Below are 25750 nucleotides of genomic sequence, written 5' to 3'. Positions count from 1 at the left end.
GATAGCGGAGAGTGGGCGCGACTTCAACCTTGCGCTACTTCACCGTGTTACAAAGGGATGCCATATCCCCAATGCGCACTTCAAGTTTGTCGCCGCTTTCGATGGGGCCCACTCCGCTCGGTGTGCCGGTGAGAATGATGTCACCGGGCAACAGTGTCATATTAGTTGATATGAAACTAACCAAATGATTGCAGTCGAAAATCATTTGGCCGGTGTGTGAATTTTGGCAGAGCTCACCATTTTTGAAAAGTTGTATCGTCAAATTCTTTGGATCAACTTTGGTTTCGATATAAGGCCCGAGCGGTGTGAATGTGTCAAAACTCTTGGCGCGGGCCCATTGGCTTTCGCTTTGTTGAATATCGCGATCGCTAATATCCTGTGCGGCTGTGTAACCAAAGATGTACCGACCCGCTGCCTGAGGGGCGACGTTGCGCACACGCCGGCCGATGACAATCGCCAATTCCGCTTCGAAATCATTGCGGTGACTAGGAAATGGTAAATCAATTTTTGCCCCGTCCGGAATCAGTGAAGTGGGCGCTTTCAACCAAAAGAGTGGCTGTGTGGGCGGCTTCAGGTTGGATTCCCGAGCGTGGTCGGCATAGTTTAGCCCCACAGCAATGACTTTACTCGGCTGCACCGGGGCCAAGGTCTTGATGCTGCGATTAGGCGTGATGGCGCTCTTAACGTAGGAAGGTGAACCGAATACGTCGCCCTTCAACTTGTACAATTTACCGTCAACCACCTTAGCGTAAAATGTGTCATCACCTTTTTGGAATCGTCCGATAGCAGCCATATGGGGGGTTATTAACAGGTAATTCCCAAAACCCGCAAGCCAAAAACATTGAAAATACAATCGAAATTCGCATATTCTGCGGGCCTGAAAATGATCAATAAAAACCGTGTCATACTTTGTTTTGCAGTCTTCCTTTGCCTGCTTGGAGAGGGTTTGGCAACGGAGAAAGAGATCACTTGGAATTCATTCCGCAAGCACCTCGGCTTGAATGTGAAAAACACCACGCTAGTGGAAGTACTCGGCGGCATCCAGCGTGAAACCGGCTGGCAAGTGCGAATGCAACCCGGGCTTAATCGCCCGGTTTCCATAAAATTCAAACCCAAACCTTTGGGCGAAGCACTCCGCCTGCTTTTGGGTGACCTACGGTTTACGCTCATTGCCCGACCCGGTGAGCCCGGAAAACTTGAGGTTCACCTGGACAAAGCAAACATTGAAACCGAGCCAATGGCCGAACCTGTATCCAAACCCAAAATCGCACCCAACCAACTCGCCATCATCTTCCGGCCCGGGCAGGACGCCGCTGCATTGTCCAGGCGATTCAATGCCGACCTGATCGCCTTCATCAAAATCGCCAATGTGGCGCAATTGAAATTCACCGACCCTCGCGCAATGGCCGCCGCCCGCCAAGCAATGGCCGAGCTTGGGGTTACGGAAATCATTGATGACGTCCATTTGTATCCACGCCCAGCCACGCCTGTTCTAGTTGCAGGCGGTGCGGGGGTTTTACCCGTTTCGGTGCGGCCAGAAGAAGTCGACACTATGGGGCAGCTAATTATCGGGTTGATTGATACCGCCGTGCAACCGGCTCAACTTGATCAACCCGGGTTCCTGTTATCACCGCTGTCGATGGCTGGCCCCTTTACTCCTCCAGAACATACCCCCACTCACGGCACCTCAATGGCCGGGATTATTTTACGCGGCTTAGCCAATAAAGATTTGGGAGTGCAAAATAGTCCTGTCCGGGTTCTTCCGGTGGATGTGTTTGGCCCCGGCGACACTGCCAACTCGTTCAATATCGCCAACGGCATTACCGAGGCGGTGAACAACGGGGCTACAATTATCAATCTCAGTCTTGGGGGATATCAAGCCAGCCCGCTCCTCCAGCGCATCATCGCCACCCATCATAAAAATGGGGTGCTCTTTGTCGGGGCCGCCGGCAATGAACCCGTCACTACGCCGCACTTTCCGGCCGCTCACCCGCAAGTGATGGCCGTCACCGCCACGCGCCCCAACGGCGATTTAACGGCCTATGCCAATCGCGGAAACTTCATTGATGTCGCTGCGCGCGGCACGCATCCGGTTCGTTTTGGCAAACGCACCTACGCGATCACCGGAACTTCAGGATCCGCTGCATACGTAAGTGGATTGGCCGCCGGGCTGGCATCGCATCACAAAAAAAAGCCCCGTGAAATTCGGGAATTAATTATTGAAAACCGCCCCTTCATCCCGCCCAAGCCGAAAGCGGAAGAGAAAAATTAACGCCGCCGTTCAATGCGGACTGATACGTGGCGCGTCTCAGGCAAAATAAATTTCTTCACCTCCACGCGCACATAGTCGGGCTGGAATTTCGCGAGCACCAGTGCTGCTGCTTCGTCCGCCAATTTTTCAATTAACCGCCACTCACCGTTCTCGGCCAAATCAGTGAGGGCCATTGCTACGGCGTGGTAGTCGATGGTGGCCTCAATATCGTCACCTACAGCGGCCTTGGCAAAGCATCGGTCCATTTCCACTGTGAGCAATAAACGTTGTGGCACGGCACGTTCCTCATCCGGCACGCCCACGCGCGCGCGCACTTCAAGATCGGCTATGGTGATGACATCACTCATAGGTTGCCACGCGCGAGGGCCATTCTAATCCGGATTGCTCGAACAATTCCTTAAGTTCCCCGAGATGATTTACGATTAGTTCCGGCTCCGATTGCTCTAACTGCTCGCGAGTGTTGTAACCGGTGAGGACCGCACAGGAATGAATGCCGCCAGCGTGCGCCGCATCCACATCATGCTGCATATCGCCGATGAACAGAGTTTCGTCAACCCGCAAATTTTGTTCGGTTAAAATTTCGGTGATGCGTGCGCGCTTATCCATTACGCGTACGTAAGTGTGATCAAAGTCAAACGGGATGCGTGCGGATTGCTCGCGAAAATGGTCAGGGTGAATCGTGCTCAACAAAAAAGTCCGCAGTCCATTGGCTTTACAAAAATCGAAAAACCCCTGTGCGTGTGGAAGGGGTTCGACGGTTTTCTGTTCGTCGATGAAGCTGTGTTTATACCATTGCTCCAACTGCTCCAAAGGCACGCCGGGGGTGACGCGTTCGTAAAACTGATCGAAAGGCAAACTGAATTCCGCGCGAAATTCTTCCAGGCTCATTTCCGGATGCCCGGATTGCGTGAAGGTGTAATTCGTAGCGCGCCATACAGCCGGCAAGTCGTTCACCAAAGTGCCGGACCAATCGAATAACACATTCCGGATCATTCCCCTGCCTTGTCGTCTGATTGATCTTTCTGCTGATCGTCAGATGTTGCGTTGCCCTCTTTGGCTGGTTTGCCCCGCAAATCAATACGCTTGGGCGTTTCAGTTTTCACGGGGCCCCTCTCTGTTTCTGAATCTTTAGCCGACTTGTCACGCAGATTGATTCGCTTATTCGGCGTCTTTTCCTCTACCTCTTTTTCACGAAGCTCAGCCGCGGCAACCATTGCGGCTTTGTCCGCGGGTTTCAGCAAAAAAGCTGCGACTACCGCAGCGATCACCGCGACGGCTGCACAAATAAAATAGGGCAAACGGGTCGACACATCTAACAAACCTAACGCAAACAAGGGGCCAATAATGCGTGCGAGGCTCCCGATGCTTTGAGTAACACCCATGATTTCGCCTTGTTCATTAGGGCCGGCGTTCAGGGAAATCAAACCATACGTTGGCGCTCGGTATACGCTTGAGCTAACGGAGAACAACGCCAGCGCGCCGAGTAACATATAAAGATGCGGCGCCTGCGCCAGAGGCAACCATGCCAAGCTCACACCCAATAGCGCAAGCCCAACAACAATCAACCACTTTTCGCCCAACCAGCTAACTAGTGGCCCAATCAATTTCCCCTGAATAACAGCCCCGAGCAAACCGCAGAAAACGAGCATATAATAAGCAATGGTCCGCGTGTAATCAATGGAGGCGATCTTTCCATTGGACGGCACAAAATGCATTTCTTCATAACTGACCCGCCCACTTTTAGGTGCGGCGACCACATTGGTTCCCTCGACGGTAACTAAAGTGTACAAGGGCGCGCCCTTGCGCACTTCCCCTCCCTGCTCCACATGCCATTTACGAATTTCCGTGATTTGGTTTTTATCATATTTCGCGTGCACTTGGTGCTCATACTTAAACGTCCCTGAAGATTCTTTTGTGCCGGTAAACGTGACCACAAAAGTGGATTCAAAACAGGTAAAACAAAATGTGGCCATAAAAAACACGCCGATGAGGCAGCCAAATTGTTTGCGCTTAAGCACGTTGGTGACTTGTTGCAAGCGTGGCGGAGGCGGCGCGGGGTCACTATTGGGCTGCCGACTTTCGCCCAATACAAAATATGCGAGAATGAGATTCAACCCGCAGATGGTCGCCGCCGTCCAGCCGGGGCCGGTAACGCCAAACCATTCTGCGCTTAACGCGCCCAACGCCGGCCCCACGATGAAGCCCAAGCCAAACGCCATGCCAATGAGCCCCATGCGTTTGGAGCGATCTTCGGGCGGTGATATATCCGCGATGTAGGCGCTGGCCACTGAGAGGTTTGCGCCGCACACCCCCGCCGCCATTCGCGAGGCGAGCAAGCCCCATAACGATTCATAATAACACGCCAGCGCAAACAACACATATGAAATACACGCGCCTGCTGTGCTAATCAGCAACACAGGGCGCCGGCCGATGCGGTCGGACAGCCTCCCCCACCACGGAGCAAAAAGGAATTGCATCAGCGAATACGAGGCCACAATGAAGCCAGCGATGATGCCAGCCGCGCCGTAAGTCTTGGCGTAAAGGGGTAGCACCGGCAGCACGATCCCGAAACCAATCAGGTCGATGAAAACGGTCATGAAAATGACCAACAATGATGCTTTACGTGCCATGCGCGACGGGCGGAGACGTTAACGCGCAAATGTCGCGTGGGGAAGCAAAACCGCTCACCCTTTTTCGGGCTCGACAGCGGGCGTCCCGTAAAGCCACTGCCAACTGGCGCGGAGGTCTTCCAGGATCATGTAAAACGAAGGCACGAGCACCAACGTGACCAGGGTGGCAAACATCACACCAAAGCCAATCGACACGGCCATCGGAACGAGAAACTGAGCCTGCACACTTTCCTCAAAAAACACCAGCGGCGTCAGCCCTGCGAAGGTGGTAAGTGAAGTAAGCATAATTGCTCGAAAACGCGCCACACCACTCACGCGAACCGCGTCGATGATTTCTTTGTATTTCGGACGATTGCGATTCACAAAATCCACCATCACGAGACTGTCGTTCACCACCACACCGGTAAGTGCCACCACGCCGAACATCGAAAGCACCGTCAGCTCCATCCCCATAATCAAATGCCCCAACACCGCGCCAATTAGGCCAAACGGGATTGCCATCATCACGATAAAGGGCTGAATGTAAGACCCAAACGGAATTGCCAGTAGCGCGTAAATCATCACCATCGCAACCAGAAATGACCGGAACATACTGTTAAGTGTGAGCTCTTGCTCCTGACGCGCGCCTTGGAAACTATGTTGAAGGCCTGGGAATTCCGCGGCCAATTTTGGCAAATCATTTGCCTCCAAACTGGTGATCAGTTTGTTAGGCTCTATTTGGGTGATATCCACATCGGCAGTAATATTTACCGAGCGCCGGCCATCCACTCGCCGAATACTTGCATACCCACGGTCTTCTTGAGTCTCGCCCACTTCTGAAAATGGGACCTCAAATCCACTCCGCGTATGGACACGTAAATCGCTGAGGTCGTGCACCGATCGGCGTCGATCGGGCGGATACCGAACCATCACTTTCACGTCATCCCGATTGCGCTGCACGCGTTGGGCTTCCTCACCGTAAAACGCCTGCCGAACTTGATGCGCAAGATCGGCTTGACGCAACCCAAGCAGCTCAGCCTCGGGTTTCAGCTTGATTTTTAATTCGCGTTTACCCCTTCGAAACGTATCCGTGACATCCTGCACGCCGGGGTAATTTCTGAGCCGGGCTTTCAACTGTTCCGTAGCGGCCTTCAGCGCCGGGAGGTCCGGGCCACTCAATCTGATGTTGATTGGTTTTCCCGCAGAAAAAATACTGGCACTGAAACCCACTTCCGTGGCCCCGGAAAAATCACCAGCCAATTCCCGCCAGCGATCGGCCATCGCCTGACTTGTTATGCCGCGCTCTTCTGAAGGCGACACTTCCAAATGAACCTCCCCTTTGTGACTGCCAAAATGACTTGCCTCATAATTACCCCCCGCCATTTCCGCTTCCATTCGGAAAGGTTGCTGCCCGATACTCGATAGCGAATGAAGTATGGCATTGGTGTCATCATTGCCGCTGGCCGTTATTTCTAGCTGCAACTGTTTCGCGGCATTTTCCAATTGTTGCACCGCCTTTTCGGTGGCTTCCACCGGCGTTCCGCGGGCAAAACTAACCCACGCGGCAACGTTATCACCCTCTACCGGTGGAAAAAAAATGAACTTGAAATGGCCGCCGGCATAACCCGCAAGGGTGAGGCATAGCGCGCTTACCCCAACTGAAAGAGTGAGATATCGCCAGCGCAAACACGTCTCCAGGAAGGGCTGGTACACCTTCAATATGAACCGCTCAACACCTCCGGCGAATGCGGATTGAAATCTTGCCCATGGACCCGGTTTTTTTTCTTTTTTTATATCGGGCAAATTCCGCAAGTGAGCCGGCAAAATAAATAAACATTCCACCAATGAAAACAACAGTGTCGGCATCACAATCATTGGAATATATCTCAAGATTTTTCCGGTATTTCCCTCGATTGCAAGCAGTGGGTAAAACGCTGCCACTGTGGTGAGCACTCCAAAGATTACAGGTCGCCCCACCTCGAGCGCTCCGCTGATGGTGCTTTTGATTCCCGGTCCGTATTTTTCCTGATGAGTGTAAATGTTTTCGCCCAACACAATGGCGTCATCCACCACAATACCGAGCACCACAATAAAGGCAAACAGCGTGATTAAACTGATCGATGCATCCATCGCCGGCATTAACCACAATGTGCCGAGGAATGAAACAGGGATCCCGAAGGTCACCCACATTGCCAATCGAAACCGGAGAAATAGTGCCAAAATAAAAAACACTAACACCAGTCCCGCCCGTCCGTTGCGCAAAAGAAGGTCCAGTCGACTTCGCAGATAAGATGAATCGTCCTGCCACGTTTCCAAAAAAATGCCTGCGGGCATATGAGGCTGTGCGGTGGCGACGTATTGCTTAACGAATCGTGAAATATCCAGCGCACTTTGGTCGCCCACCCGAAACACACGCACCAAGGCCGAAGGTTTCCCGTCAAAACGTGCGTGCGAATCGACCTCTGCAAAACCGTCTTTCACCCGTGCCACTTGGCCGAGTGTAAGGCGGCTCCCATCGGGATGTGTCCGGAGCGGCACTGATTCAAAATCGATCTGTTCGTAAGCCTGAGCGTTTGCTCGCAACAGAATATCACCACCGGAGGTCTTCAACGTACCCGCCGGGAGATTGAGCGAACTGGAACGCACCGCGGCCGCCACTTCATCGAAGGTCAGATTAAACCGTCGCAATTCATCTTCGCGTAACTCAATGGAAATTTCGTATGGACGCACGTTAACCAGCTCCACCTGAGTAATCCCCGATTGAGCAAGCAATTCATCACGCACACGTTCGCTCGCACGTTTGAGCGCCTTTTCCCCAACGTCCCCACTCACAGCAATATTAATCACCTGTTTGCGGATGATAATTTCACTGATGACAGGCTTTTCTGCTTCTTTGGGAAACGTGTCGATCGCATTCACTTTGGCCTTCGCTTCATCCAGAAACTTTTGGCCATCCGCGCGCGGCAGTAATTCGATCGCTACCACCCCTGCCCCCTCGGCCGCGGTAGATACCATTTGCTTTACGCCCTCCAATCCCTGCACCGCCTGTTCCACGCGCGCACAGATACCCTCCTCGGTTTCCTCCGGGGCCGCGCCGGGATAGGGCACCTCGATTAAAACCCAATTTGAATCAAACTCCGGAAACACTTCCTGTTTAATCTTTGGGATCGCCAGCAACCCGGCTATTATAAAAAACGCCGCGAGCAAATTTGCCGCCACTCGATTGCGCGCAAACCATTCAATAATATTATTCATCCGACCGCACCTCCATGCCCTCCACAAACGAATCCAACGGCGAAAGACAAACCCGCTCCCCCTCCTTGAGGCCGGAATCAATCACCACCCGAGCACGATCACTCCACGCAAGAGTGACCGGCTGAGAAAATAATTTGCCGTTGCGCAACACATAAACACCTGAGCCTTCACGTAACGCTGCCCGTGGCAGCACCACCACGCCCTCCATTGCGCGCCCATCAATCCGCGCCCTCACAAACCTTCCGAAACTCAATGGCGGCTTCCCCGACGCATACGGACCGGGCACGCTTGCCACAACCGTTATCATTCGAGTGCGGGTGTCCACTTCACCTTCCGCACGCACAATTTTCCCGCCCCAGATTTCCCCGCCCGAGCTAAGTTCCACCTCCGGCCCATCCACGATCCCGCCCCGCATCGCCTCGTTCAAATCCAAATATTTGAATTCCCCAATCGGCAATGGCAAACGTACTTCAGCTACAGCCACCGGCTGGATTTTCGCCAGCACACTGCCCCGCGAAACGAGTTGGCCCAAGCCGATGGATTGAGATTGAACACGCCCTTTAAATGGCGCAAACAATTGACATCGTTTGAGGTTGACCAGCGCTTGATCCCGCACTGCCTCCGCTGCTGCCAATACCGCCTTCCCTGATTCGAATTGCGCGCGTGAAGCTCCCGTCAATGCTTCCGCCGAGGCTTTTGTCGCTCGAGCTTCGCGCAACTGCGGCTCACGCACCAATAGTGCCGCCGGCTCACCTTTGCGGCCCAGCAATTTCCATTCCGCACGCGCGGCGGCAGCCTCAGCTTCTTCACGGGTAATCAAAGCCTGCGCTTGGGCGACCTGTGCCACACCACTGGCCACTTTTGCCAGAGCGTTCGTCATCCCTGCCTGCGCCGTTTGAATATCCGCAGTCGCTTGGCGTAACGCTAATTCGTAATCACCACGATCAATCCGCACCAATTCGGTGCCCTGATCAAATAAACCTCCCACCACCAGTTGCGGCGAAACCCAAACCACCCGACCGCTTACTACCGGTGACAGTCCGATTTCGCGGCGCGGCATCGCCGTGCCTTGCGAATGGATTTCCGGCCGGAATGTCACCCGCTTCACGGACAGCGATTCCACTCTCGGCTTAAACCGTTCCGATGACTTCGCAGTAACCGTCTTGCGATGAGTCGTCAACCACCAAGAACCATATAGGCCGATTCCGAGCACGAAAACCGGCAAGGCAACTTGTAACACTCGTCGCATCATTGCCTCCCCTCCGCCTCTGCTTGCGGGAGATCAAACCCACCCCCCAATGCCAAGTGAAGATTCACTCGATTTTCCAAAAGCAAGCGACGCACCCCAACCTTTTGACCGCGCAATTCGTTGACCCGCCGTTGCGCATCGAGCACCCGCGCGAACGGCTCCAATCCCCGTGAGAAACGGTCTCCAGCCAGCTCAAACGCCTGAGCGGCTTTGCCCGCCGCATCAGCCAACATCGCCTCACGCTCACTCAATAACCGTTCATTATTTAATGCCGTTTCAACCTCAGCAAATGCATTAAGAATCGTACTACGATATTGGCTCACCGCCTCGTTTGCCAAACTCTGCCGCAACTTCACATTGGCGCGCAACCGCCCAGAGTTGAAAATCGGTTGCGTCAAATTTGCGCCAAGAGACCACACGAGCATATGATTGTTCAGTAAATTCTCAAGCTCATCGCTGGACGTTCCGCCCGAAGCGGTCAGTGAAAAAACTGGGTACAACTCCGCATTCGCCACCACCGTACGAGCATCGGCAGCAATTAACCGACTATGCGCACCCAAAATATCAGGTCTACGTGTGAGCAATTGGGATGGCAGGCCCGCGGGCATCGCCGGTGGTAATTCCGGTAAAACAGGCACCCCGACCAACACACCTTCAGGATATCTCCCCAACAAAACTTCCAATTGTCGCTGCGCCCGAGCCCGTGAAGATCGCCATTGCTCAACCAATGCACGGGTGGCCGAGAGGTTTGTCTCCGCCAAACGCAAATCCAACGCCGACCCCACTCCAAGCCCAAGGCGTATATCAGCCTGTCGCGTGCTCGTTTCGAGAATCTCCACATTTGCCGCTGCCAAATCAAGTTGCTCACGCGCTTCCGTCAATGCAATCCACGCTTTCACCGTTTGGGCAGCCAGTGATTGCTTCCCCGCCCGCAGTTCCGCTCGCGCCGCGGCTGTGTCCATCGACGCTGCCAACTGCCCGGCACCGATGCGACCCCACACATCCATTTCCCAATTACTGGACAGCATAAATCCGTAATTTTCTGATCGCGAGGTTAACACAGACGCCCCGCCAATCGGTAACCCGATGAAATTGCTGCGTTTTTTATTTGAATCCAATGAGGCATTCAATGAAGGCCGTCGATCCGCGCTCGCAATCCGTTGCCGCAAACGCGCCTGCTCAAGGCGAACAGCTGTAATCTGTAAATTCGGATTATTGATCAGAGCTTCTTGAACCAATCCGTTTAATTCGAAATTGCCCAATGATTTCCACCAGTCGGCGGTCAGCGCATTGGTGGAACCCGCACCCGACGTCCATTGTTCCGGGAGTTCCAGTGAGAACCCTGAACGCACAGGCATTTTGACGGCGCAACCTCCCAGCAGACTGACGAGAATCAGCTCAACAAAAATAATGGCACGCGTGTTCACCGTGATTTCGCCTTGAACCCGGCGGATAAAAAAATCACCAGATGATCAACCATAGCTTCCGTGTCATCCGGATCACAGCGCCCACCGGAAAATGAACGCAATCGCTCAGCGTCTGCCATCGTGTGCGCCATTGCGCCCACCAGAAAATGAATCCGCCAAAAAAAATCTTCCTCCGGTAATTTCGGCAACGCCCGTCGCAACGCCGGAATAAACCGACCGGCCACCTCCTCCAGCTGACGATCCAACATCGCCTGGATTTTTGCATCCGGTTCCATAAAACAGCGGCCCAATAATTGCATGAACACCGCGCCGCCTTTTTGGGGATTGCGGCTCAGCCGAAGCGCCGGCCCCACCAACGCCCCAAGCACTTTACGCAATGGAACCGGGCGGCGTCCGTAAGCACGTTCTTGTTCCTCCAATAACGCGAGACGTTCAGCATTTAACGGCACGAGCCGTCGTGACATGACCGCTTGCAACAAAGATTCCTTACTCCCGAAATGGTAATGGACCGCCGCCAAATTCACTTTGGCACGGCCAATAATTTGCCTTAACGAGGTGGCTTGAGGGCCGCGCGCCGCGAATAAGAGTTCAGCGGCATCTAAGATATCACGTTTTGTATCCTTCAGTTTCATGCACCTGATTCAAACAATCGTTTGAATCAGGTGCTCAAATTAGGCGTTGCGCCTCAATTGTCAAGTTCAAGAACTGTTTTCAGGGTTGCCCAAGACGGCTTCCTGGTTCAAGGGGGCATCCATTGAGGAAATCAACCGCGTTGAGCGGCCTCCCCCCTTCTCTTTGAAGCAGCAACAGCGACAGTGACCCCTCTCCGCAACCGACCCAAATGCCCTGTTCATTGGCGGAAATCACCTCGCCCGGATTGCCGCTTACCGTGGAAGCGCTTACTTTCTGGATTTTGACTGATCGCATTTTTTGAGTTGGCAATTGCGTGAATAAACCTGGCCACGGGGTGAATGCGCGCAATTTGTTTTGGATGGTAATCGCGGGTTGAGCCCAATCAATCAAGCCATCCTGTTTCAAAATTTTCCGCGCATAGGTGGATGCACTGTCATCTTGAGGAACAGAAATTAAGGTGCCGCCCAAAAAACCGGGCAATGATTCGATTAATAGTTTGGCTCCCATTTCGGATAAACGATCGTGTAGCGTTTGAGCAGTGTCTTCACTTCCAATGTGGGTTGCCGTGCTTGCGATTATGTCTCCTGTGTCTAGCCCGGCATCCATACGCATCAGGGTGATGCCGGTGGTCGCGTCGCCTTTGAGGATGGCCCACTGAATTGGTGCGGCACCTCGATGACGCGGAAGAAGTGAAGCGTGAACATTCAGCGCGCCGCGCGGAGGCAGGTCAAGTGCGGCTTGCGAGAGGATTTGGCCGTAGGCAGTTACGATAAAAAGATCTGCTTCAAACGTGGCGAGTTGTTTGAGTGACTCAGGGTTACGCAGCGATTTTGGCTGGATGACGGGTACCCCTAATTTCAGTGCACATTGTTTAACAGCACTGGGTTGAAGCGCTAGCTTTCGTCCGCTGGGGCGGTCCGGTTGGGTGACTACGCCTACGACATCCGCAACGGAACTTTGATGAAGCGCCACGAGCGGTGGGCAAGCCAACTCGGCAGTGCCCATGTAGAGCACGCGGGGGGCCATCAATTACAGAACTCCAGTTGCCCCAGCGCTTCGGCAACACCGCCGAGCACTTTGACAGGGGGTTGGGTGGAGTCGATTTCGTGTACAATGCTGGCATCAAAGCAATCAAGCACAGGCTGGGTTTCCTTTTTATAGGTTTCGAATCGTTGCCGAATGATGTCGAGATTGGCATCGTCGAGCCTGCTTTCGAGTAAGGCACGGCGTTGAATTCGTTGGATCATTTGCTCCTGATCCGGACAGGCCAAATGCAGCACGGCCATCACATTGACATGCTCGCTCATCATTTCAACTTGATGCGGGTTGCGCGGAATCCCGTCGAGCACCAGGAAATCCTGCTTGGGGTGAAAGGCTCCCTTAACGATGGCACTCTCCATATTTTTCTGCCAAAGCGTGATGGTAAATTCGTCAGGCACCAACTCGCCGCGACTCGAGTATTCCAAAAAAGTTTTTCCAAGCGGGTCATCTGGACGCAAATTACGAAAGGCATCCCCACAGGCGAAGTAGTAACAATCAGGAAGATGCCGAAGGATGCGTCCTTGAGTTCCCTTTCCGGAACCGGGAGCGCCAAACAGCAAGACGGCGTTGTATTTCATTGAATCAGGCATGACCCAACACCTCCACTTCAGTGAGATCGGCATAGGTCAAAAACTGCTGCACCCACTGGCCATTGGCCGCGTAAATAATCTGCAGCCCGGTGACGTCCACGGATGAAATATAGTGGACGGGATACTCATCTGAATTGGAACGCAAAATGAGCGCCTCGCCGGTCGTGGCTGCCGCGCCCACAAATTGAGCAAAGTATTGGCTGAAAAATGCCGGGGTGAATTCGTATTCAGAAGCATGATAATGCTCGAGCGATTTCGCAACCGCAGGCGGTACGGCAACGGATTCTTCCACAAATTGAGTTTCCTCAACGCCGCCAGCAGTAAGATTTGCATAAGGCGAGTCAGGGTCATCCTCATATTTCAACTCCTTCACGGCGGGCAATGGTGCGGGCGGCGTGGTTCCCGGCATGTCTGGCGCACCGGGGACGCCGGGCGACGCAAACTGCGTTGCCTCGCTACTGTTTTGAGGTGGTAATGCCAAAAAAACTGCGGGGCCCAATACAGGCAACATCGCGCTTAACGCACACACCAGCTTCACCGGACGTTTTTTGAATCGAGCGATTTCGTACCCGGCGTATCCGCTCAGTGCCATGACCAGTAGTGTGAGGAAAATTCCTGATGGGTTAACCATAGTTTCTGAACTCAACCCGCTCGCGGGTGGGCGACGTTCCGGAAAGGGCGCCACCCCGGGAGGTTCGGCCAGTTGAAGGACGGATGCCGGCGCAGTTGCCACATTTGTCGCAGGCTGAGTGATCGGCTTGACCGGGGCAACTACGGTGGGTTTCGGCAAGGCCGGCAAACTGTTGGTAGGGACAACGGCAGGTTGCGGTGTTGGGATTCCCGTTCCGGGATTTACCGCGGGCGGGGATGGAGCATTGGTCAGAGATACGGGTTGTGGCAAGAGTGGCCGGAGTGGCCGGATCGGTTGATCGGGTTTTTCTGGAGCTTTCCCTCTTCGCGCCACCTCGATCGATTCCATGATTTTGAATTTCACTTCACGGGATTTTTGATTGAAAAGGGGGTCCTCCAATAACTCGCTCATCAGCACCCCCAACGTGCGTGCAGAGAATTCATCCCAACGATGACGCACGCCATTGCCGAACCCGCCGCCGACCGGCCGAAGAATGACGCCTGTCGTGTTTGCAGAGAGAATGCTGTGCGCCTGAATCGATTCGCGTTTGTTCTGAAATTCCACAAGAAACGCAGAATGCGCTTCAGGCATTGCGACCAGTAGCCACACCAATATTGAAATCCACCCCCTCACTCTTCGTTCAACGTGCACTAGAAATCCGGTTTCAGCAATCAAAATCGGTTTCCAAATTCGAAAGCAACGCCTCAAGACCCCAAGCGTGACGGAGGCTCGAAAGATTGTCCGCCGCCGCCCCGTGCCGCCACACCGCTTGCACGACGATTTCCATCGGTGTGGACTCCAAATCCTTGCGAGCCAACCAGCCACCCAAGTGCCCTGCGAGCACATCCCCGCTCCCGCCTTGAGCGAGGTGTGGATTTCCAGAACTGTTGATGCTCACCGGGCCTTCAATGCCTCCGACGAGCGTGTGCCGCCCCTTGTGCACAGTGATCGCCCCGCCGCATATTGCTGAAACTTTCCGCATGGCTTGCATTCGATCCGTTTGAACGATACCAGCGGTGGTATCCAGAAACCTCGCTACTTCACCTGGATGCGGGGTCACCACGCGCACCGCATTTTCCGGGATTGGCTCATTGGCAATCCATTCCAGCGCGCTGGCATCCACAACAATTGGGTTCTCCGATTCCCTCCAAAGATTTACCGTTACTTGGCGTAAACTTTCCGGCACATCCGGCCCTGCCAAGCCGGGCCCGATAACCACTGCTGTGCAAGCACTTAAAGTATGAACCACATTCGCATCCCACGGATGCACCATCGCCGATTGCAATTGGGCGGCCACCGGTGCATACGCCGGCGTAAACACACTCACTAAACCCACGCCTGAACTTTCCGCCGCCCGTGCTGCCAACACGGCCGCGCCATGGTACCCCATGGAGCCGGCGATGATCCCCACATGCCCGAACGTGCCTTTGTGCGAGTTGGCCAGCCGCTTGGGAGCAAACCGTTTGGAATCATCCGCACCAACCCAACGCAGTTCACCCAAGGGCGGCGCATCGACAAACCCGATTTCCGCAGCCACTTCCAAGTGCCCCACAAATTCCGCAGCACAGTCCGAAATCAAACCGCACTTGGGGGCGCCAAAGGTCAACGTGTAATCTGCCCGCACCGACGCACCACGGGGTTGGCCGCTATCCGCATCCAGCCCGGACGGAACGTCTACCGACAACACGGGTATTCGAAGTCCGTGAGTAACCGCATTGAGTTTGTTGATAAACTCACACCAATCGACGGACAACTCCCGATTGAGCCCGATCCCGAACAAGCCATCCACCACCAGTGCCACATCGGATAAATCCGGTAACACCTCAGTGCCATCACTCACTTCGAGCACTTGAATGCGCCCGTTAAACTCTCGCGCCATGAGAATTTCAGCGGCAATCCTTGCATCCCCACCGTTATTGCCTTTGCCAATCAGAAAAAGAATTGAAGGATCAAAAAAATCCGCAAAGTTTGCAGCCCAGCCCGCCACAGCGCCACCGGCTTGCTTCATCACTGCTTCCGCCGAAACTCCCGCCGCCCAGGTGCGTTCTTCCCACTCGCGCATTTGCGCCACGGAAATGACCGGCAAAGGCATAAATTAACGCTGATACAATCCGGCTACTGCACCGTATCCATTGTACTTCAGGGTGCGCACGCGCAAGCCGTTCATCCCCTTCATTTCCTCACTGGCCTGACTCCAGCGCGGGTGCGGCTTTGCGGGGTCCACATTTGATTCAAACGGATACTCCACCGCCGAGAGAGTGTTCCATAATGTTTTGGGCTGCTTTGCCACAAACTCAATTTTAACAATGCTCTTGATGCTTTTGTAACCGTATTTCCACGGCACAACCAGACGGATCGGCGCGCCATTTTGTTTGGGTAAAGGTTTACCGTACATTCCCGTGGCCACAAACGTAAGGTCGTGCATCGCCTCGGCGATCCGTAACCCTTCGGTGTATGGCCACGGATATTGCGGCAACCTCGCGATGCCAGGCATTTGCTTGGGAACCATCGCGGTGGTGAATTTCACAAACTTGGCTTCATTGGTTGGCTCGGCCAGTTCAATCAATCGCCGCAGTGAAAATCCTGACCACGGCAAAATCATCCCCCACCCTTCCACGCAACGAAACCGATACACCCGCTCTTCAACGCCAAACTTAGCCACCAAATCCTGCGCGTCCATCTTGAATGGTTTTTTGCACAACCCGCCAACCGTCACCGGCCACGGTTCGATGCGGAAATTCCCCACCAATCCTTGCACTTGAAATTTGTTGGTAGAAAACTCATAAAAATTATTATAGCCCGTGGCCCACTTTTGCTGGGTAGGCCGGAAATTGGGATTGTATTTGGCGTTGCGTTTACCGGGATAGAGTTTGGCGTTTTGAGCCGCCGTCGCTGCCCCTGCTGCCGCCACGGCGTCGTGAGCCAGTAAGCCCCCCCCCAAGCCCGCGCCCAAGCCAAGTGACTTAATAAATTGCCGACGGTTACGATAGGTTGATTCTGGAGTCACCGCAGATTCCGGTAGATGCCATTCGGGTCGAATTATGACGTTCGCCATGAAATTAATCTGCCACAGATGACGCAAAAATGACACCTTTTTTCGTCTTAATTTCATATGAAACAGGAAAACGGTTTGCCACAACGCGTGGTACACTTCAAGAATAGCCCGTGGCCGCACTCGACGAACAACTGATCCAACAACACGTGGAACGCGCTCTTATCGAGGATGTTGGTGCGGGCGATGTGACGACCAACACATTGCTGCCGGCCAACGCCATGGGGCGCGCAATTATCGTGGCACGCGAGCCCCTAACCCTATGTGGCCTTGCGCTTGCGAAAGCAGCGTTCACCCAACTTTCGGGCGATGCAATTTTTAACGCTCCCGTCGAGGATGGCAATGACCTTATCCTTGGTGAAACAATCCTCGAAATTACCGCCCCGTGTCGGGCACTCCTCACCGCCGAGCGAACTGCACTAAATTACCTCCAGCGCCTCTCTGGCATCGCCACGCAAGCGGCGCGTTATGTGGAGGCAGTGCGCGGTACGGGCGTGCTGATTCTCGACACACGCAAAACCACGCCGGGCTGGCGCGCATTTGAAAAATACGCGGTACAATGCGGCGGCGCACGAAATCACCGGCGCGGGCTTGATGACCTCATCATGATCAAAGACAACCACCTCGCCGCCCTCCCCGGCCCCGAGCCGGTGGCTGGAGCCGTGGCGCGCGCGCATGAGGCCGCGCCGGAATTAAAAGTGGAGGTCGAAGCCGACACTCTCGATCAGGCCGACGCTGCCGCCAAGGCCGGCGCGGATATAATCCTGCTCGACAACATGCCGCCAGAAATGCTGCGCGAAGCCGTGGCCCTCATCGATGGCCGCAGCCAAATTGAAGCCAGCGGCGGCATCACGGTCGACACCATCCGCGCCGTTGCTGAAACCGGCGTCAATTACATCTCCGTAGGCGCGCTCACGCATTCCGCTGTAGCGGTCGATATCGCCATGGATTTTACCCCAACTCAATGACATCGGCCGCGCAACTACTCGCCGCCCTACGCGCCCATCCCGAGGGAGTAGCCGGCACGGATCTATGCCGGCAACTCGGCGTCACCCGCGCCGCAGTGTGGTCGCACATTGAAACTCTGCGCGAAGGCGGCTTCGAAATCATCGCCAGCCCGCATCGTGGATATCAACTTGTCTCCGCCCCGAGCGCACTCCTGGCGGTGGATCTCCAATCACGCCAAGAGAAAGGACAAGTCGTCGGCAACGCCATTCACGTACTGGCTCAAACCACCTCCACTAATGACGAGGTTAGTCAAGCCGCGCTGGAAAATCATCCGGAAGGACTTGTGATTTTTGCTGAAAGCCAGTCCGCCGGGCGCGGCCGAATGGGCCGACGATGGTCCTCGCCCACCGGGCGCGGCTTATGGTTTTCAATCCTTCTTCGCCCGAGCCTTGCCCCGAGTGAATGCACCCAACTCACCGCAGCATCAGCCAACGCACTCGTGCGGGCCATCCAATCCATTACTGGAATCACACCGGAAATCAAATGGCCCAACGACCTCTTGATCAACGGCAAAAAAGTCGCCGGCATCCTCACCGAAATGAGCGCCGAACTTGAGCACGTGCGCTCGGTCATCCTCGGCATCGGCATTGACGTCAACCAAACCGCCAGCGAATTCCCAACTGATTTGAGAGACATTGCCACTTCACTCAAACTAGCCACCGGAAAACCAATTTCACGCGCGGATCTTGCCGAAATGGTGCTACGTGAGCTGGACCGCGAATACGCGCGCATCCTCGCCGGCGACTTCACCGCTGTCGCGGAGGAATGGGCCAGCCACTGCAGCACTCTCGGAAAGTTGGCCACCATCAATATGGGCACCCGCCACGTGCGCGGACGCGCCGAGGCACTGGATGAAAACGGCGCATTATTAATTCGCACCGAACACGGTCGCATTGAGCGCATCATCGGCGGCGAAGTTACACTTACTGAATAACACAATGATTCTGCTGCTTGACATTGGCAACACCCACACCCACGCCGGAATTGCGCGCGGCAAACGCATTGCGCCGCACGATATTTTCCCAACGAAAGATTGGCAGGGGATTCGTGCGAAAAAATGGCTGCAACAATTCATTATAAAAAACGCTGTATCGACCGCCACCTTGTGTAGTGTTGTGCCCGCCGCCACGCGCACGGCACGAAAAGTATTGCGTGAATTGGGATTGAAAACAGAGGTCATCACCCATCGCAATTGTGGGCTTGAAACCTTTTATCCAAAACCGTCGACCATCGGCCCCGATCGCCTGGCCAACGCGCGTGCGGGGATCGGATACTTTGGAGCGCCCGTGGTCATTATTGATTTTGGCACCGCGGTAACGTTTGATATCGTCGATGCGCAAGGCCGATACATCGGCGGCATCATCGCTCCGGGGCTTTCGGCCATGACCGATTATTTGCACGAAAAAACCGCACTGCTGCCGCGAATTAAAATCCGCGATTCAAACACCGCCATCGGTAAATCCACCGAACAAGCCATGCGCATTGGCGCAGTCCACGGGTATCGCGGGCTCATCAGCGGACTGATTGACGAGTTGCGGCGCGAATTAAAAGTTCGCAAACTCCCCGTAATCGCCACCGGCGGCGCTTCAAAAATTATCGCGCGACAGTGTCCGGAGATTAACGCAGTGCGCCCCCTCCTCACACTGGAAGGGCTTCGGCTCGCTTCCGTCCACGCGAGTTGATAGACTACCGCACGGATGAATCGAATCAATCAGCGTTTTGCCGAACTGCGAACGACAGGCCAAAAAGGCTTCGTTGCCTATATTGGCGCAGGTGACCCCAATCTTGACGCCACGGAAAAACTCGCCGTGGCTCTCGATGCCGCGGGCGTTGACATTCTTGAACTGGGCGTCCCCTTTAGCGATCCGCTCGCCGATGGCCTTGTCAACCAACTCGCCGCCCAGCGCGGCCTCGCCAGCGGCACCACGCCCGCTAAGTTGCTCGAAACCATCGCCGCCATCCGTAAGCACTCACAAATTCCAATCGTCCTCTATATATACTACAACCTCATCCACCGGCGCGGGTTGGCTGAATTTATCACCGCCGCTGCCGAAGCAGGCGTGGACGGAATCCTCGCGCTGGATCTCCCTCCCGAAGAGGCTGACCAATACGAAGCCCTCATGCGCGAAGCTGATATTTGCAGTATTTGGCTCGTCGCCCCCACCACCCCCGAAGATCGCGTGGCCACCATCACCGCGCGCGGCAGCGGATTTATTTATTACATTTCGCGCGAAGGCGTTACCGGAATGCAATCAAGTGTGGCCGCTAATCTGGAACAAATGACCGACGTCATCCGCCAACACACCGAACTGCCCATCGCCGTTGGATTTGGAATCTCCAACCCCGACCAGGCCCGGGAAGTGGCGGCGTGCAGTGATGCCATCGTGGTCGGAAGCGCGATTGTAAATCAAATCGCCGAGCACGGCACGAAGACTGATATGCCCAAACGAGTCGGTGCTTTTGTGAAAACGCTCGTGGATGCGATCAAAAAATACTGACATGTCCGCCAAACATAAAACAAAAAAAACCACGCTCGCCCTGAAAGATCGGTTTGTGGTTATTCTTGCCGGCGGCAAAGGCGAGCGATTTTGGCCGCTCAGCCGGGAAGCCACACCCAAACAGTTACTGGCCTTACTCGGAAAAAAATCCTTCCTGCAAGATACCTTTGAACGAGTAAAATCCTTGGTGCCGGTCAAAAATATTTTCATTATCACCAACGAATCACAAGCCGCCGCAATCCGCAAACAACTACCACGTATCCCGAAGGACAACGTCATCGCTGAACCCTGTGGTCGCGATACTTGCCCCGCTATCACCCTGGCCGCCGCACTGGTGGGCGCGCGCAGTACAACCGGCGTCATGGCGGTGTTGCCCTCTGATCATGTGATCTCCGCAAAGGGCAGCAAAAAATTTCAACGCATTCTTGAAGACAGCTTTGATCTCGCCAGTCGCGGCCAGGCCATCATCACCATCGGCATCAAACCCACCAGCCCCGAGACGGGTTACGGCTACATCCACACAGGCGATCGACTTCCCCCCATCTCCGGCCGCAAGCCATATAAAACCGCCTTCCATCGCGCTGAACGATTTGTGGAGAAACCGCATTTCGATAAAGCAGTGCAACTGGTTAATAGCGGCGAATATCGCTGGAACGCGGGCATGTTCGTTTTTTCTTTTCCGACAATTATTGAGAGCCTGCTCAAACACCAAAAACCATTACACGCCGTTTGCGAAAAATGGTTTCACATCGCAAGCTCACCCGTCAAATTGAAGCGTGCACTGAAAAAGGATTATCCGGACTTAAAAAAAGTTTCCATTGATTTCGGCGTTATGGAGCATGCCCAAAACGTGATCGTGGCGAATGGAGATTTTGACTGGGACGACCTCGGCGCATTACCCGCCTTAGCCCGGCACCTCAAATCCGACGCAGAAGGAAATTGTGCAAATGCAGATTTCATCCACGTGGATGCCGCGCGGAATGTGGTTTTTGACACGCGCCCGGTAAAACAACGCACCCCCATCGCAATCGTCGGCCTGCGCGATTGCGTGATCATTCAAACCACCGATGCCACACTCGTGGCTCACAAACGTGACGCGCAAAAAGTCCGCGAGCTCGTTAACCAACTGGCCGAAAGCAAAGCCCACAAACATTTGGTTTAAAAACCTGTCTACAAATTGAAATATCCCATCCTGCAACTTCGCGCCGGAGATGCCAATCGCGTGCGATCAGGCCACCCCTGGATTTACCGGCGCTCACTTCAACCCCTCGAAACGCCGCCCCCCGACGGTGCGTGGGTGGAGGTGGTGGATCAGCGGCAACGCTTCCTCGGGCGCGGCTTCTGGCATAACACCTCAAAGATTGCTGTACGATTAATGACTCATCATCGCAATGAACCGGATGCGGTATTTTGGCGACAAAAAATTCAGGCAGCCATTACCTATCGGAAACGGGTAATGCCCAATGCCACGTCGCTTCGACTGATCAGTTCCGAAGCCGACGGATTGAGTGGCTTGATTGTGGACCGTTATGAGAGCAACTTGGTTTTGCAAATCACAGCGGCGGGGATGGAACAGCATCGCCCGTTAATTCTTGCGGCGTTAAAAGATTTTGTGAAGCCGGATTGCATTGTGGAACGCAACGACGTGCGAGCGCGCGAATTCGAAGGCTTAACCCAAAGCAAAGGCGTCCTTCACGGTGAATTAGCGAAACCGGTGGAAACGCAACTGGGCGGACTCACGATTGCGATGGATTTGCTGGAAGGGCACAAGACAGGTGGGTATCTCGACCAGCAACTCAACCACACAAGTGTCGCAGCGCACTGCGAGGGCAAGCGCGTTCTCGATTGCTTTACGTTTCAAGGAGGATTCGCTCTACACGCGGCGAAGGCCGGCGCAAGCGAAGTGCTCGGGCTCGACCAATCTGAGGAAGCCGTAGCTCAGGCGCGCACAAATGCGACCGCGAATCATCTGGAGGCGAGTTTTGAAACGGCAAATGTCTTTGATTGGTTGAAACGGAATTCAGGCAAAGAACCCCGCGAATTTGATGTGGTGATTCTGGATCCCCCTTCGTTTACCCGCAATCGTGCTTCTGTGCCGGATGCGTTGCGCGGTTATAAAGAAATTCACTTGCGTGCGCTGCGGTTATTATCGCCGGGCGGGATGTTGGCGACGTTTTGCTGCTCGCACCACGTAGATGACGATTTATTTTTAGACACCATCCTGAGCGCGGCCGCCGACGCTCGGCGGGTACTACGGCTAAAGGAAACATATCGTCAATCACCCGATCACCCGATTATTCCGGCGATACGCGAAACGGAATATCTAAAAGGATTTTTACTGGAAGTGCTGCCCTAGCTAACCCCGAGGAGAGCCCGCTGCCACGGAAGAACTTCATCGAAAATGCCATCCGCCTCGCACGAAAGACGCACAAGCGTGGCGCGACTGGCGATCAATGTGGGATCAATACTGAGCTCGCCCGCCTCGCGATCTCGCCGCCCCTGCAATTCTTCAAAACGCTTTTTCTGTGCAGGTGAAATGTGTTTACGCGGCGGAGATTTATGAACCATCGGCAATGCTTCATCGGGCAACTCTTGCGCGCGGGTAATCAGGCGCTTGATTTCAAGTTTGCGATGATCGGGCATGCGGCGCGGAAGATTATTTGTAAACGCTTTGCCCTGCGCTGCCAGTTCGGACACATCTCTCATCGTGTCGGGTGAGAGCACAAAGAATGGCGGCCGATTCCGCTTGCGCGCTTCGCCTTCACGCCATTGCCAGAGTTCCCTCAACACCGCCAAAGCCCGCGATTGCATTCGAGCGGTACCCTTGATTCGCCAAACCTGATCGGGATCAGGTGATGGGTTCACCGCATTATCGCGGATTTGGCGTTCACATTCCTGTTGATGCCATTGTTCACGGCCGGATTTGCACAGATCTTCCCGCAAAGCATCCACAACAATTTTGAGATGGCGCGTATCATTGCGGGCGTACTCCTCCATTTTTGGAGTTAAAGGCCTACGCGCCCAGTTGGCTTTCTGCGATGATTTTTCCAACTCGATCCCGACGATTTCTTTAACCAAGTGCACCAAGCCAAACTGGGTGCGTCCGGTTAACCGAGCCGCCAGCATGGTATCGAAAATTTTTCTCGGTGTATAATCATAACCGCGCTTGAAAAGACGAATATCATAATCGGCACCATGCATTAAAAGCTCATGTTGATTGAAGGCATCCCAAAGCGGGTTAAGATCAATTTGGGCAAGTGGGTCAATCAGGTCATCCCGGCCGGGGACGCTCACTTGAATGAGACATAATTTCTCGGGGTACGCATGCAAACTATCGGCTTCGGTATCCATAGCCAACCACTCAGCCTCACGCAGGGCGGGCAACAGTTCCTGCAATTGATCGTTCCGATGAATCACGCGGCGCGAGTTAAGCCCATTGCCCTCCCCGCGTCGAGCTTCGGGCTTCAGACGCGGGGATAGCTTACTCACAATTGTGAACCAACGAAGCTTGCGGATGCAATGGGTTGCCTATACCTTTTGCCGATGAGGAAACTCTATTTACCATCGGTTCTGACCGTTTTGATGTACTTACCGGCCTGCTCGGACACGCCGGCGGCCAAAGACGAAAAGCCTGCGGAGAGCAAATCGACCGATCCCACTGAGTTCAATGGCAGAGACATCCGGGTTGTAGGCACTCATCACTATATCGCAAAACAAGCACACGGCACGGCGATTTGGTATTATCAAAGCGGCAAAAAAATGACAGCCCGCACATTTAAAAACGGCAAGTTAGAAGGACCCATGGTTTCCTGGTACGAAAGTGGTAAAAAGAAATACGCCGTAAATTACTCGAACAACAAGAAGAACGGCGCGGCTAAAGGTTGGTATAAGAGCGAGAAACCATTGTTTGTGATTGAATACGACCACGGAAAGAAGCACGGCAAAGAAACGTGGTTCTGGGATACCGGCGCAAAAAAATTCGAATACACCTGGTATCAGGGCCAGAAAACCGGCGTGCTCGCCTGGTCCAATCAAGGGGAACCGATGAAGGTTCCCCAGCCCCGCACCCGACAACCGATTCGTCAGCCCGGCAAAAACCCTTCGACGAGCAAATAATTTTTCCCCGATCCATGCATCACTCTGCCCCATGGCTCTTGACCGCCGGATTAGCTGTTTTTCTTTCCGGATGTGGCGATGATTCCCCTAACCAAAATCCGGTTGCTGGATCATCGGGAGTGATCCCTTCCGAAGGCTCCGGGCCCACATCGGTCGACCAAGTGGTTTCCAATAAAGGAGTGCTATTCACCAAAGGAAAGACGATGCCGTTTACTGGAACTCTGGTGGATTCGTGGAGCGCGGACAAAGGAGGTAAGAAAAAATACGAATGTCAGTACGTAGAGGGATTGAAGCATGGCGTTGAAATGCGGTGGCACCCCAATGGCACCCGAAGCCTCCGGACAGAACATGTTGAAGGGCAACAGCACGGCGCACGAATGGAATGGCACGTGAACGGCGCAAAAAAATCCCACACTCAATTCATAAACGGAAACGCCGGAGGCGAGGCGCTGGGTTGGCATGACAACGCCAAGCAGGCTTTTCAAGGATCATACACAAACGGACTGCCTGCCGGCCCAGTTCAGAGCTGGTGGAAAAATGGCGTACGCGCCACCTACCAAAACCATAACAACGGCAAACCCTCAGGCCCTGAGGTAAAGTGGTATCCAACCGGCCAAACCAACTCGATCACCACCTATCAGGATGGCGTGCAACACGGCAGCTCGATTACCTGGCATCCAAATGGAATGAAAAAAATGGAATTACGTTTCAACAATGGGCAGGCGGATGGATTAGTATCCGAATGGTATGCAACCGGTCATCGGATGAGTGTTTCTCAATACAAGAATGGTCAGATGCATGGGGGCGGCCAAGGCTGGTATCCTGATGGGAAACTTCTCTGGCAAGGCGAATGGCATTTGGGCCAACGGATCAAGGTGCACACTAGTTTGTTTCCGAATGGCAAACCCAAAATGCAGGTGGAATATGAAAACGGGATGATCTCCAAAAAATTTCGCTATAACGAAAACGGCCAAATAGTTGAATCAATGATTATTCCTCCGGGACGCACCCGCGAGCTTCGCATTGATGATGTGAAATTCCAGTTTGAAGGGAAAAAGGCACAGGAAATCCAAACGTATTTCGGAAAACCCAACCGCATCGATGGAAATGTTTGGGTTTATACCGAAATGAAGATTCTTTCTAAGGACGAAAAAATGCAGTCGGTACTACGTGTCACTTTTAATGGTGGATTAGCTGCCCTTATTAATTCGAACTAGAAACCCCGCATCATGAATCACAACGGGGTTCTCAAAACAATCATTTGTATTCAACTCTAGAAGTTGAACCCACCCCCCGGGCCACTCTCGTTGCCCTCGCCCATTTCTTCGCCGCCACCGAGCTCTTCACCAAAGCCTCCGCCCATTTCTTC

22 protein-coding genes are annotated in these 25750 nt (G+C 54.0%); 8 read left to right on the top strand and 14 right to left on the bottom strand.

Going from position 1 to position 25750, the window contains the following annotated elements; translation table 11 throughout:
- Positions 1-34: 34 nt before the first annotated feature.
- A complete protein-coding gene (locus H8E27_04555) occupies positions 35-793 on the bottom strand; it encodes a fumarylacetoacetate hydrolase family protein (protein ID MBC8324877.1) in 759 nt (252 codons plus the stop codon).
- Positions 794-883: 90 nt separating this feature from the next.
- Between H8E27_04555 and H8E27_04550 the strand changes: the two genes are divergently transcribed.
- Entirely contained in the window at positions 884-2272 is a 1389-nt protein-coding gene (locus H8E27_04550) for a S8 family serine peptidase (GenBank protein MBC8324876.1), read from the top strand.
- Here the strand turns inward: H8E27_04550 and H8E27_04545 are convergent.
- The 12 genes from H8E27_04545 to msrP form a co-directional block, all read right to left on the bottom strand.
- A complete protein-coding gene (locus tag H8E27_04545) occupies positions 2269-2619 on the bottom strand; it encodes a dihydroneopterin aldolase (protein MBC8324875.1) in 351 nt (116 codons plus the stop codon). The genes H8E27_04550 and H8E27_04545 overlap by 4 nt on opposite strands.
- A complete protein-coding gene (locus H8E27_04540; protein ID MBC8324874.1) occupies positions 2612-3265 on the bottom strand; it encodes an HAD family hydrolase in 654 nt (217 codons plus the stop codon). The genes H8E27_04545 and H8E27_04540 overlap by 8 nt, the downstream gene beginning before the upstream one ends.
- Entirely contained in the window at positions 3262-4902 is a 1641-nt protein-coding gene (locus tag H8E27_04535; protein ID MBC8324873.1) for an MFS transporter, read from the bottom strand. The genes H8E27_04540 and H8E27_04535 overlap by 4 nt, the downstream gene beginning before the upstream one ends.
- A 54-nt stretch (positions 4903-4956) precedes the next feature.
- Positions 4957-8136 (bottom strand): efflux RND transporter permease subunit, encoded by a 3180-nt coding sequence (locus H8E27_04530; protein MBC8324872.1) that lies wholly within the window; start codon positions 8134-8136, stop codon positions 4957-4959.
- Complete coding sequence (locus tag H8E27_04525) at positions 8129-9388, bottom strand: efflux RND transporter periplasmic adaptor subunit (protein ID MBC8324871.1); 1260 nt, start codon at positions 9386-9388, stop codon at positions 8129-8131. The genes H8E27_04530 and H8E27_04525 overlap by 8 nt, the downstream gene beginning before the upstream one ends.
- Positions 9385-10743, bottom strand: coding sequence for an efflux transporter outer membrane subunit (locus H8E27_04520; protein MBC8324870.1), 1359 nt, complete (start codon positions 10741-10743; stop codon positions 9385-9387). Before H8E27_04520 ends, H8E27_04525 begins: the two co-directional genes overlap by 4 nt.
- Positions 10744-10808: 65 nt before the next feature.
- Positions 10809-11444 (bottom strand): TetR/AcrR family transcriptional regulator, encoded by a 636-nt coding sequence (locus H8E27_04515; GenBank protein ID MBC8324869.1) that lies wholly within the window; start codon positions 11442-11444, stop codon positions 10809-10811.
- 79 nt (positions 11445-11523) lie between these two features.
- Complete coding sequence (locus H8E27_04510; GenBank protein MBC8324868.1) at positions 11524-12474, bottom strand: methionyl-tRNA formyltransferase; 951 nt, start codon at positions 12472-12474, stop codon at positions 11524-11526.
- The gene (locus H8E27_04505; GenBank protein ID MBC8324867.1) at positions 12471-13064 is read right to left on the bottom strand and encodes a nucleoside monophosphate kinase; all 594 of its coding nucleotides are present in this window, start codon (positions 13062-13064) and stop codon (positions 12471-12473) included. The genes H8E27_04510 and H8E27_04505 overlap by 4 nt, the downstream gene beginning before the upstream one ends.
- Positions 13065-13068: 4 nt before the next feature.
- Positions 13069-14382, bottom strand: a complete 1314-nt coding sequence (locus tag H8E27_04500; protein MBC8324866.1) for a hypothetical protein — start codon at positions 14380-14382, stop codon at positions 13069-13071.
- Positions 14372-15799 (bottom strand): NAD(P)H-hydrate dehydratase, encoded by a 1428-nt coding sequence (locus H8E27_04495; GenBank protein ID MBC8324865.1) that lies wholly within the window; start codon positions 15797-15799, stop codon positions 14372-14374. Before H8E27_04495 ends, H8E27_04500 begins: the two co-directional genes overlap by 11 nt.
- Before the next feature lie 3 nt (positions 15800-15802).
- Positions 15803-16762 (bottom strand): protein-methionine-sulfoxide reductase catalytic subunit MsrP, encoded by a 960-nt coding sequence (gene msrP, locus H8E27_04490; protein ID MBC8324864.1) that lies wholly within the window; start codon positions 16760-16762, stop codon positions 15803-15805.
- Between the two features lie 110 nt (positions 16763-16872).
- Here msrP and nadC point away from each other — a divergent pair, with 110 nt between their 5' ends.
- From nadC to H8E27_04460, 6 genes are read left to right on the top strand one after another with little or no spacing between them, the layout of a single operon-like run.
- Entirely contained in the window at positions 16873-17727 is an 855-nt protein-coding gene (nadC, locus tag H8E27_04485; GenBank protein ID MBC8324863.1) for a carboxylating nicotinate-nucleotide diphosphorylase, read from the top strand.
- A complete protein-coding gene (locus tag H8E27_04480; GenBank protein MBC8324862.1) occupies positions 17724-18701 on the top strand; it encodes a biotin--[acetyl-CoA-carboxylase] ligase in 978 nt (325 codons plus the stop codon). The genes nadC and H8E27_04480 overlap by 4 nt, the downstream gene beginning before the upstream one ends.
- Positions 18702-18705: 4 nt before the next feature.
- Positions 18706-19449, top strand: a complete 744-nt coding sequence (locus H8E27_04475; GenBank protein ID MBC8324861.1) for a type III pantothenate kinase — start codon at positions 18706-18708, stop codon at positions 19447-19449.
- A gap of 15 nt (positions 19450-19464) precedes the next feature.
- Positions 19465-20265: a tryptophan synthase subunit alpha gene (locus H8E27_04470; GenBank protein ID MBC8324860.1), complete on the top strand. Its 801-nt coding sequence runs from the start codon at positions 19465-19467 to the stop codon at positions 20263-20265.
- Position 20266: 1 nt separating this feature from the next.
- The gene (locus tag H8E27_04465) at positions 20267-21427 is read left to right on the top strand and encodes a mannose-1-phosphate guanylyltransferase (GenBank protein MBC8324859.1); all 1161 of its coding nucleotides are present in this window, start codon (positions 20267-20269) and stop codon (positions 21425-21427) included.
- Between the two features lie 15 nt (positions 21428-21442).
- Positions 21443-22621, top strand: coding sequence for a class I SAM-dependent rRNA methyltransferase (locus tag H8E27_04460; protein ID MBC8324858.1), 1179 nt, complete (start codon positions 21443-21445; stop codon positions 22619-22621).
- Here H8E27_04460 and H8E27_04455 read toward each other — a convergent pair.
- Entirely contained in the window at positions 22618-23754 is a 1137-nt protein-coding gene (locus H8E27_04455; protein MBC8324857.1) for an HRDC domain-containing protein, read from the bottom strand. The genes H8E27_04460 and H8E27_04455 overlap by 4 nt on opposite strands.
- A gap of 54 nt (positions 23755-23808) precedes the next feature.
- Here H8E27_04455 and H8E27_04450 point away from each other — a divergent pair, with 54 nt between their 5' ends.
- Positions 23809-24381, top strand: a complete 573-nt coding sequence (locus H8E27_04450; protein MBC8324856.1) for a hypothetical protein — start codon at positions 23809-23811, stop codon at positions 24379-24381.
- Positions 24382-25750: the final 1369 nt, after the last annotated feature.

Source organism: Limisphaerales bacterium (genome assembly GCA_014382585.1).
Classification (GTDB): domain Bacteria; phylum Verrucomicrobiota; class Verrucomicrobiia; order Limisphaerales; family UBA1100; genus JACNJL01.
The sequence above is the reverse complement of the archived record's forward strand: the minus strand, read 5'-3'. Positions and strand labels throughout refer to the sequence as shown.

Excerpts from the sequence above, each read along its gene's own strand:
- H8E27_04465 (MBC8324859.1), top strand. The coding sequence starts at position 20,267 with ATGTCCGCCAAACATAAAACAAAAAAAACCACGCTCGCCCTGAAAGAT.
- H8E27_04450 (MBC8324856.1), top strand. The coding sequence starts at position 23,809 with ATGAGGAAACTCTATTTACCATCGGTTCTGACCGTTTTGATGTACTTA.
- H8E27_04505 (MBC8324867.1), bottom strand. The coding sequence starts at position 13,064 with ATGAAATACAACGCCGTCTTGCTGTTTGGCGCTCCCGGTTCCGGAAAG.
- H8E27_04530 (MBC8324872.1), bottom strand. The coding sequence starts at position 8,136 with ATGAATAATATTATTGAATGGTTTGCGCGCAATCGAGTGGCGGCAAAT.
- H8E27_04470 (MBC8324860.1), top strand. The coding sequence starts at position 19,465 with ATGAATCGAATCAATCAGCGTTTTGCCGAACTGCGAACGACAGGCCAA.
- H8E27_04475 (MBC8324861.1), top strand. The coding sequence starts at position 18,706 with ATGATTCTGCTGCTTGACATTGGCAACACCCACACCCACGCCGGAATT.
- msrP (MBC8324864.1), bottom strand. The coding sequence starts at position 16,762 with ATGGCGAACGTCATAATTCGACCCGAATGGCATCTACCGGAATCTGCG.
- H8E27_04535 (MBC8324873.1), bottom strand. The coding sequence starts at position 4,902 with ATGGCACGTAAAGCATCATTGTTGGTCATTTTCATGACCGTTTTCATC.
- H8E27_04550 (MBC8324876.1), top strand. The coding sequence starts at position 884 with ATGATCAATAAAAACCGTGTCATACTTTGTTTTGCAGTCTTCCTTTGC.
- H8E27_04480 (MBC8324862.1), top strand. The coding sequence starts at position 17,724 with ATGACATCGGCCGCGCAACTACTCGCCGCCCTACGCGCCCATCCCGAG.
- H8E27_04540 (MBC8324874.1), bottom strand. The coding sequence starts at position 3,265 with ATGATCCGGAATGTGTTATTCGATTGGTCCGGCACTTTGGTGAACGAC.
- H8E27_04495 (MBC8324865.1), bottom strand. The coding sequence starts at position 15,799 with ATGCCTTTGCCGGTCATTTCCGTGGCGCAAATGCGCGAGTGGGAAGAA.
- H8E27_04515 (MBC8324869.1), bottom strand. The coding sequence starts at position 11,444 with ATGAAACTGAAGGATACAAAACGTGATATCTTAGATGCCGCTGAACTC.
- H8E27_04555 (MBC8324877.1), bottom strand. The coding sequence starts at position 793 with ATGGCTGCTATCGGACGATTCCAAAAAGGTGATGACACATTTTACGCT.
- H8E27_04520 (MBC8324870.1), bottom strand. The coding sequence starts at position 10,743 with ATGCCTGTGCGTTCAGGGTTCTCACTGGAACTCCCGGAACAATGGACG.
- H8E27_04525 (MBC8324871.1), bottom strand. The coding sequence starts at position 9,388 with ATGATGCGACGAGTGTTACAAGTTGCCTTGCCGGTTTTCGTGCTCGGA.
- H8E27_04545 (MBC8324875.1), bottom strand. The coding sequence starts at position 2,619 with ATGAGTGATGTCATCACCATAGCCGATCTTGAAGTGCGCGCGCGCGTG.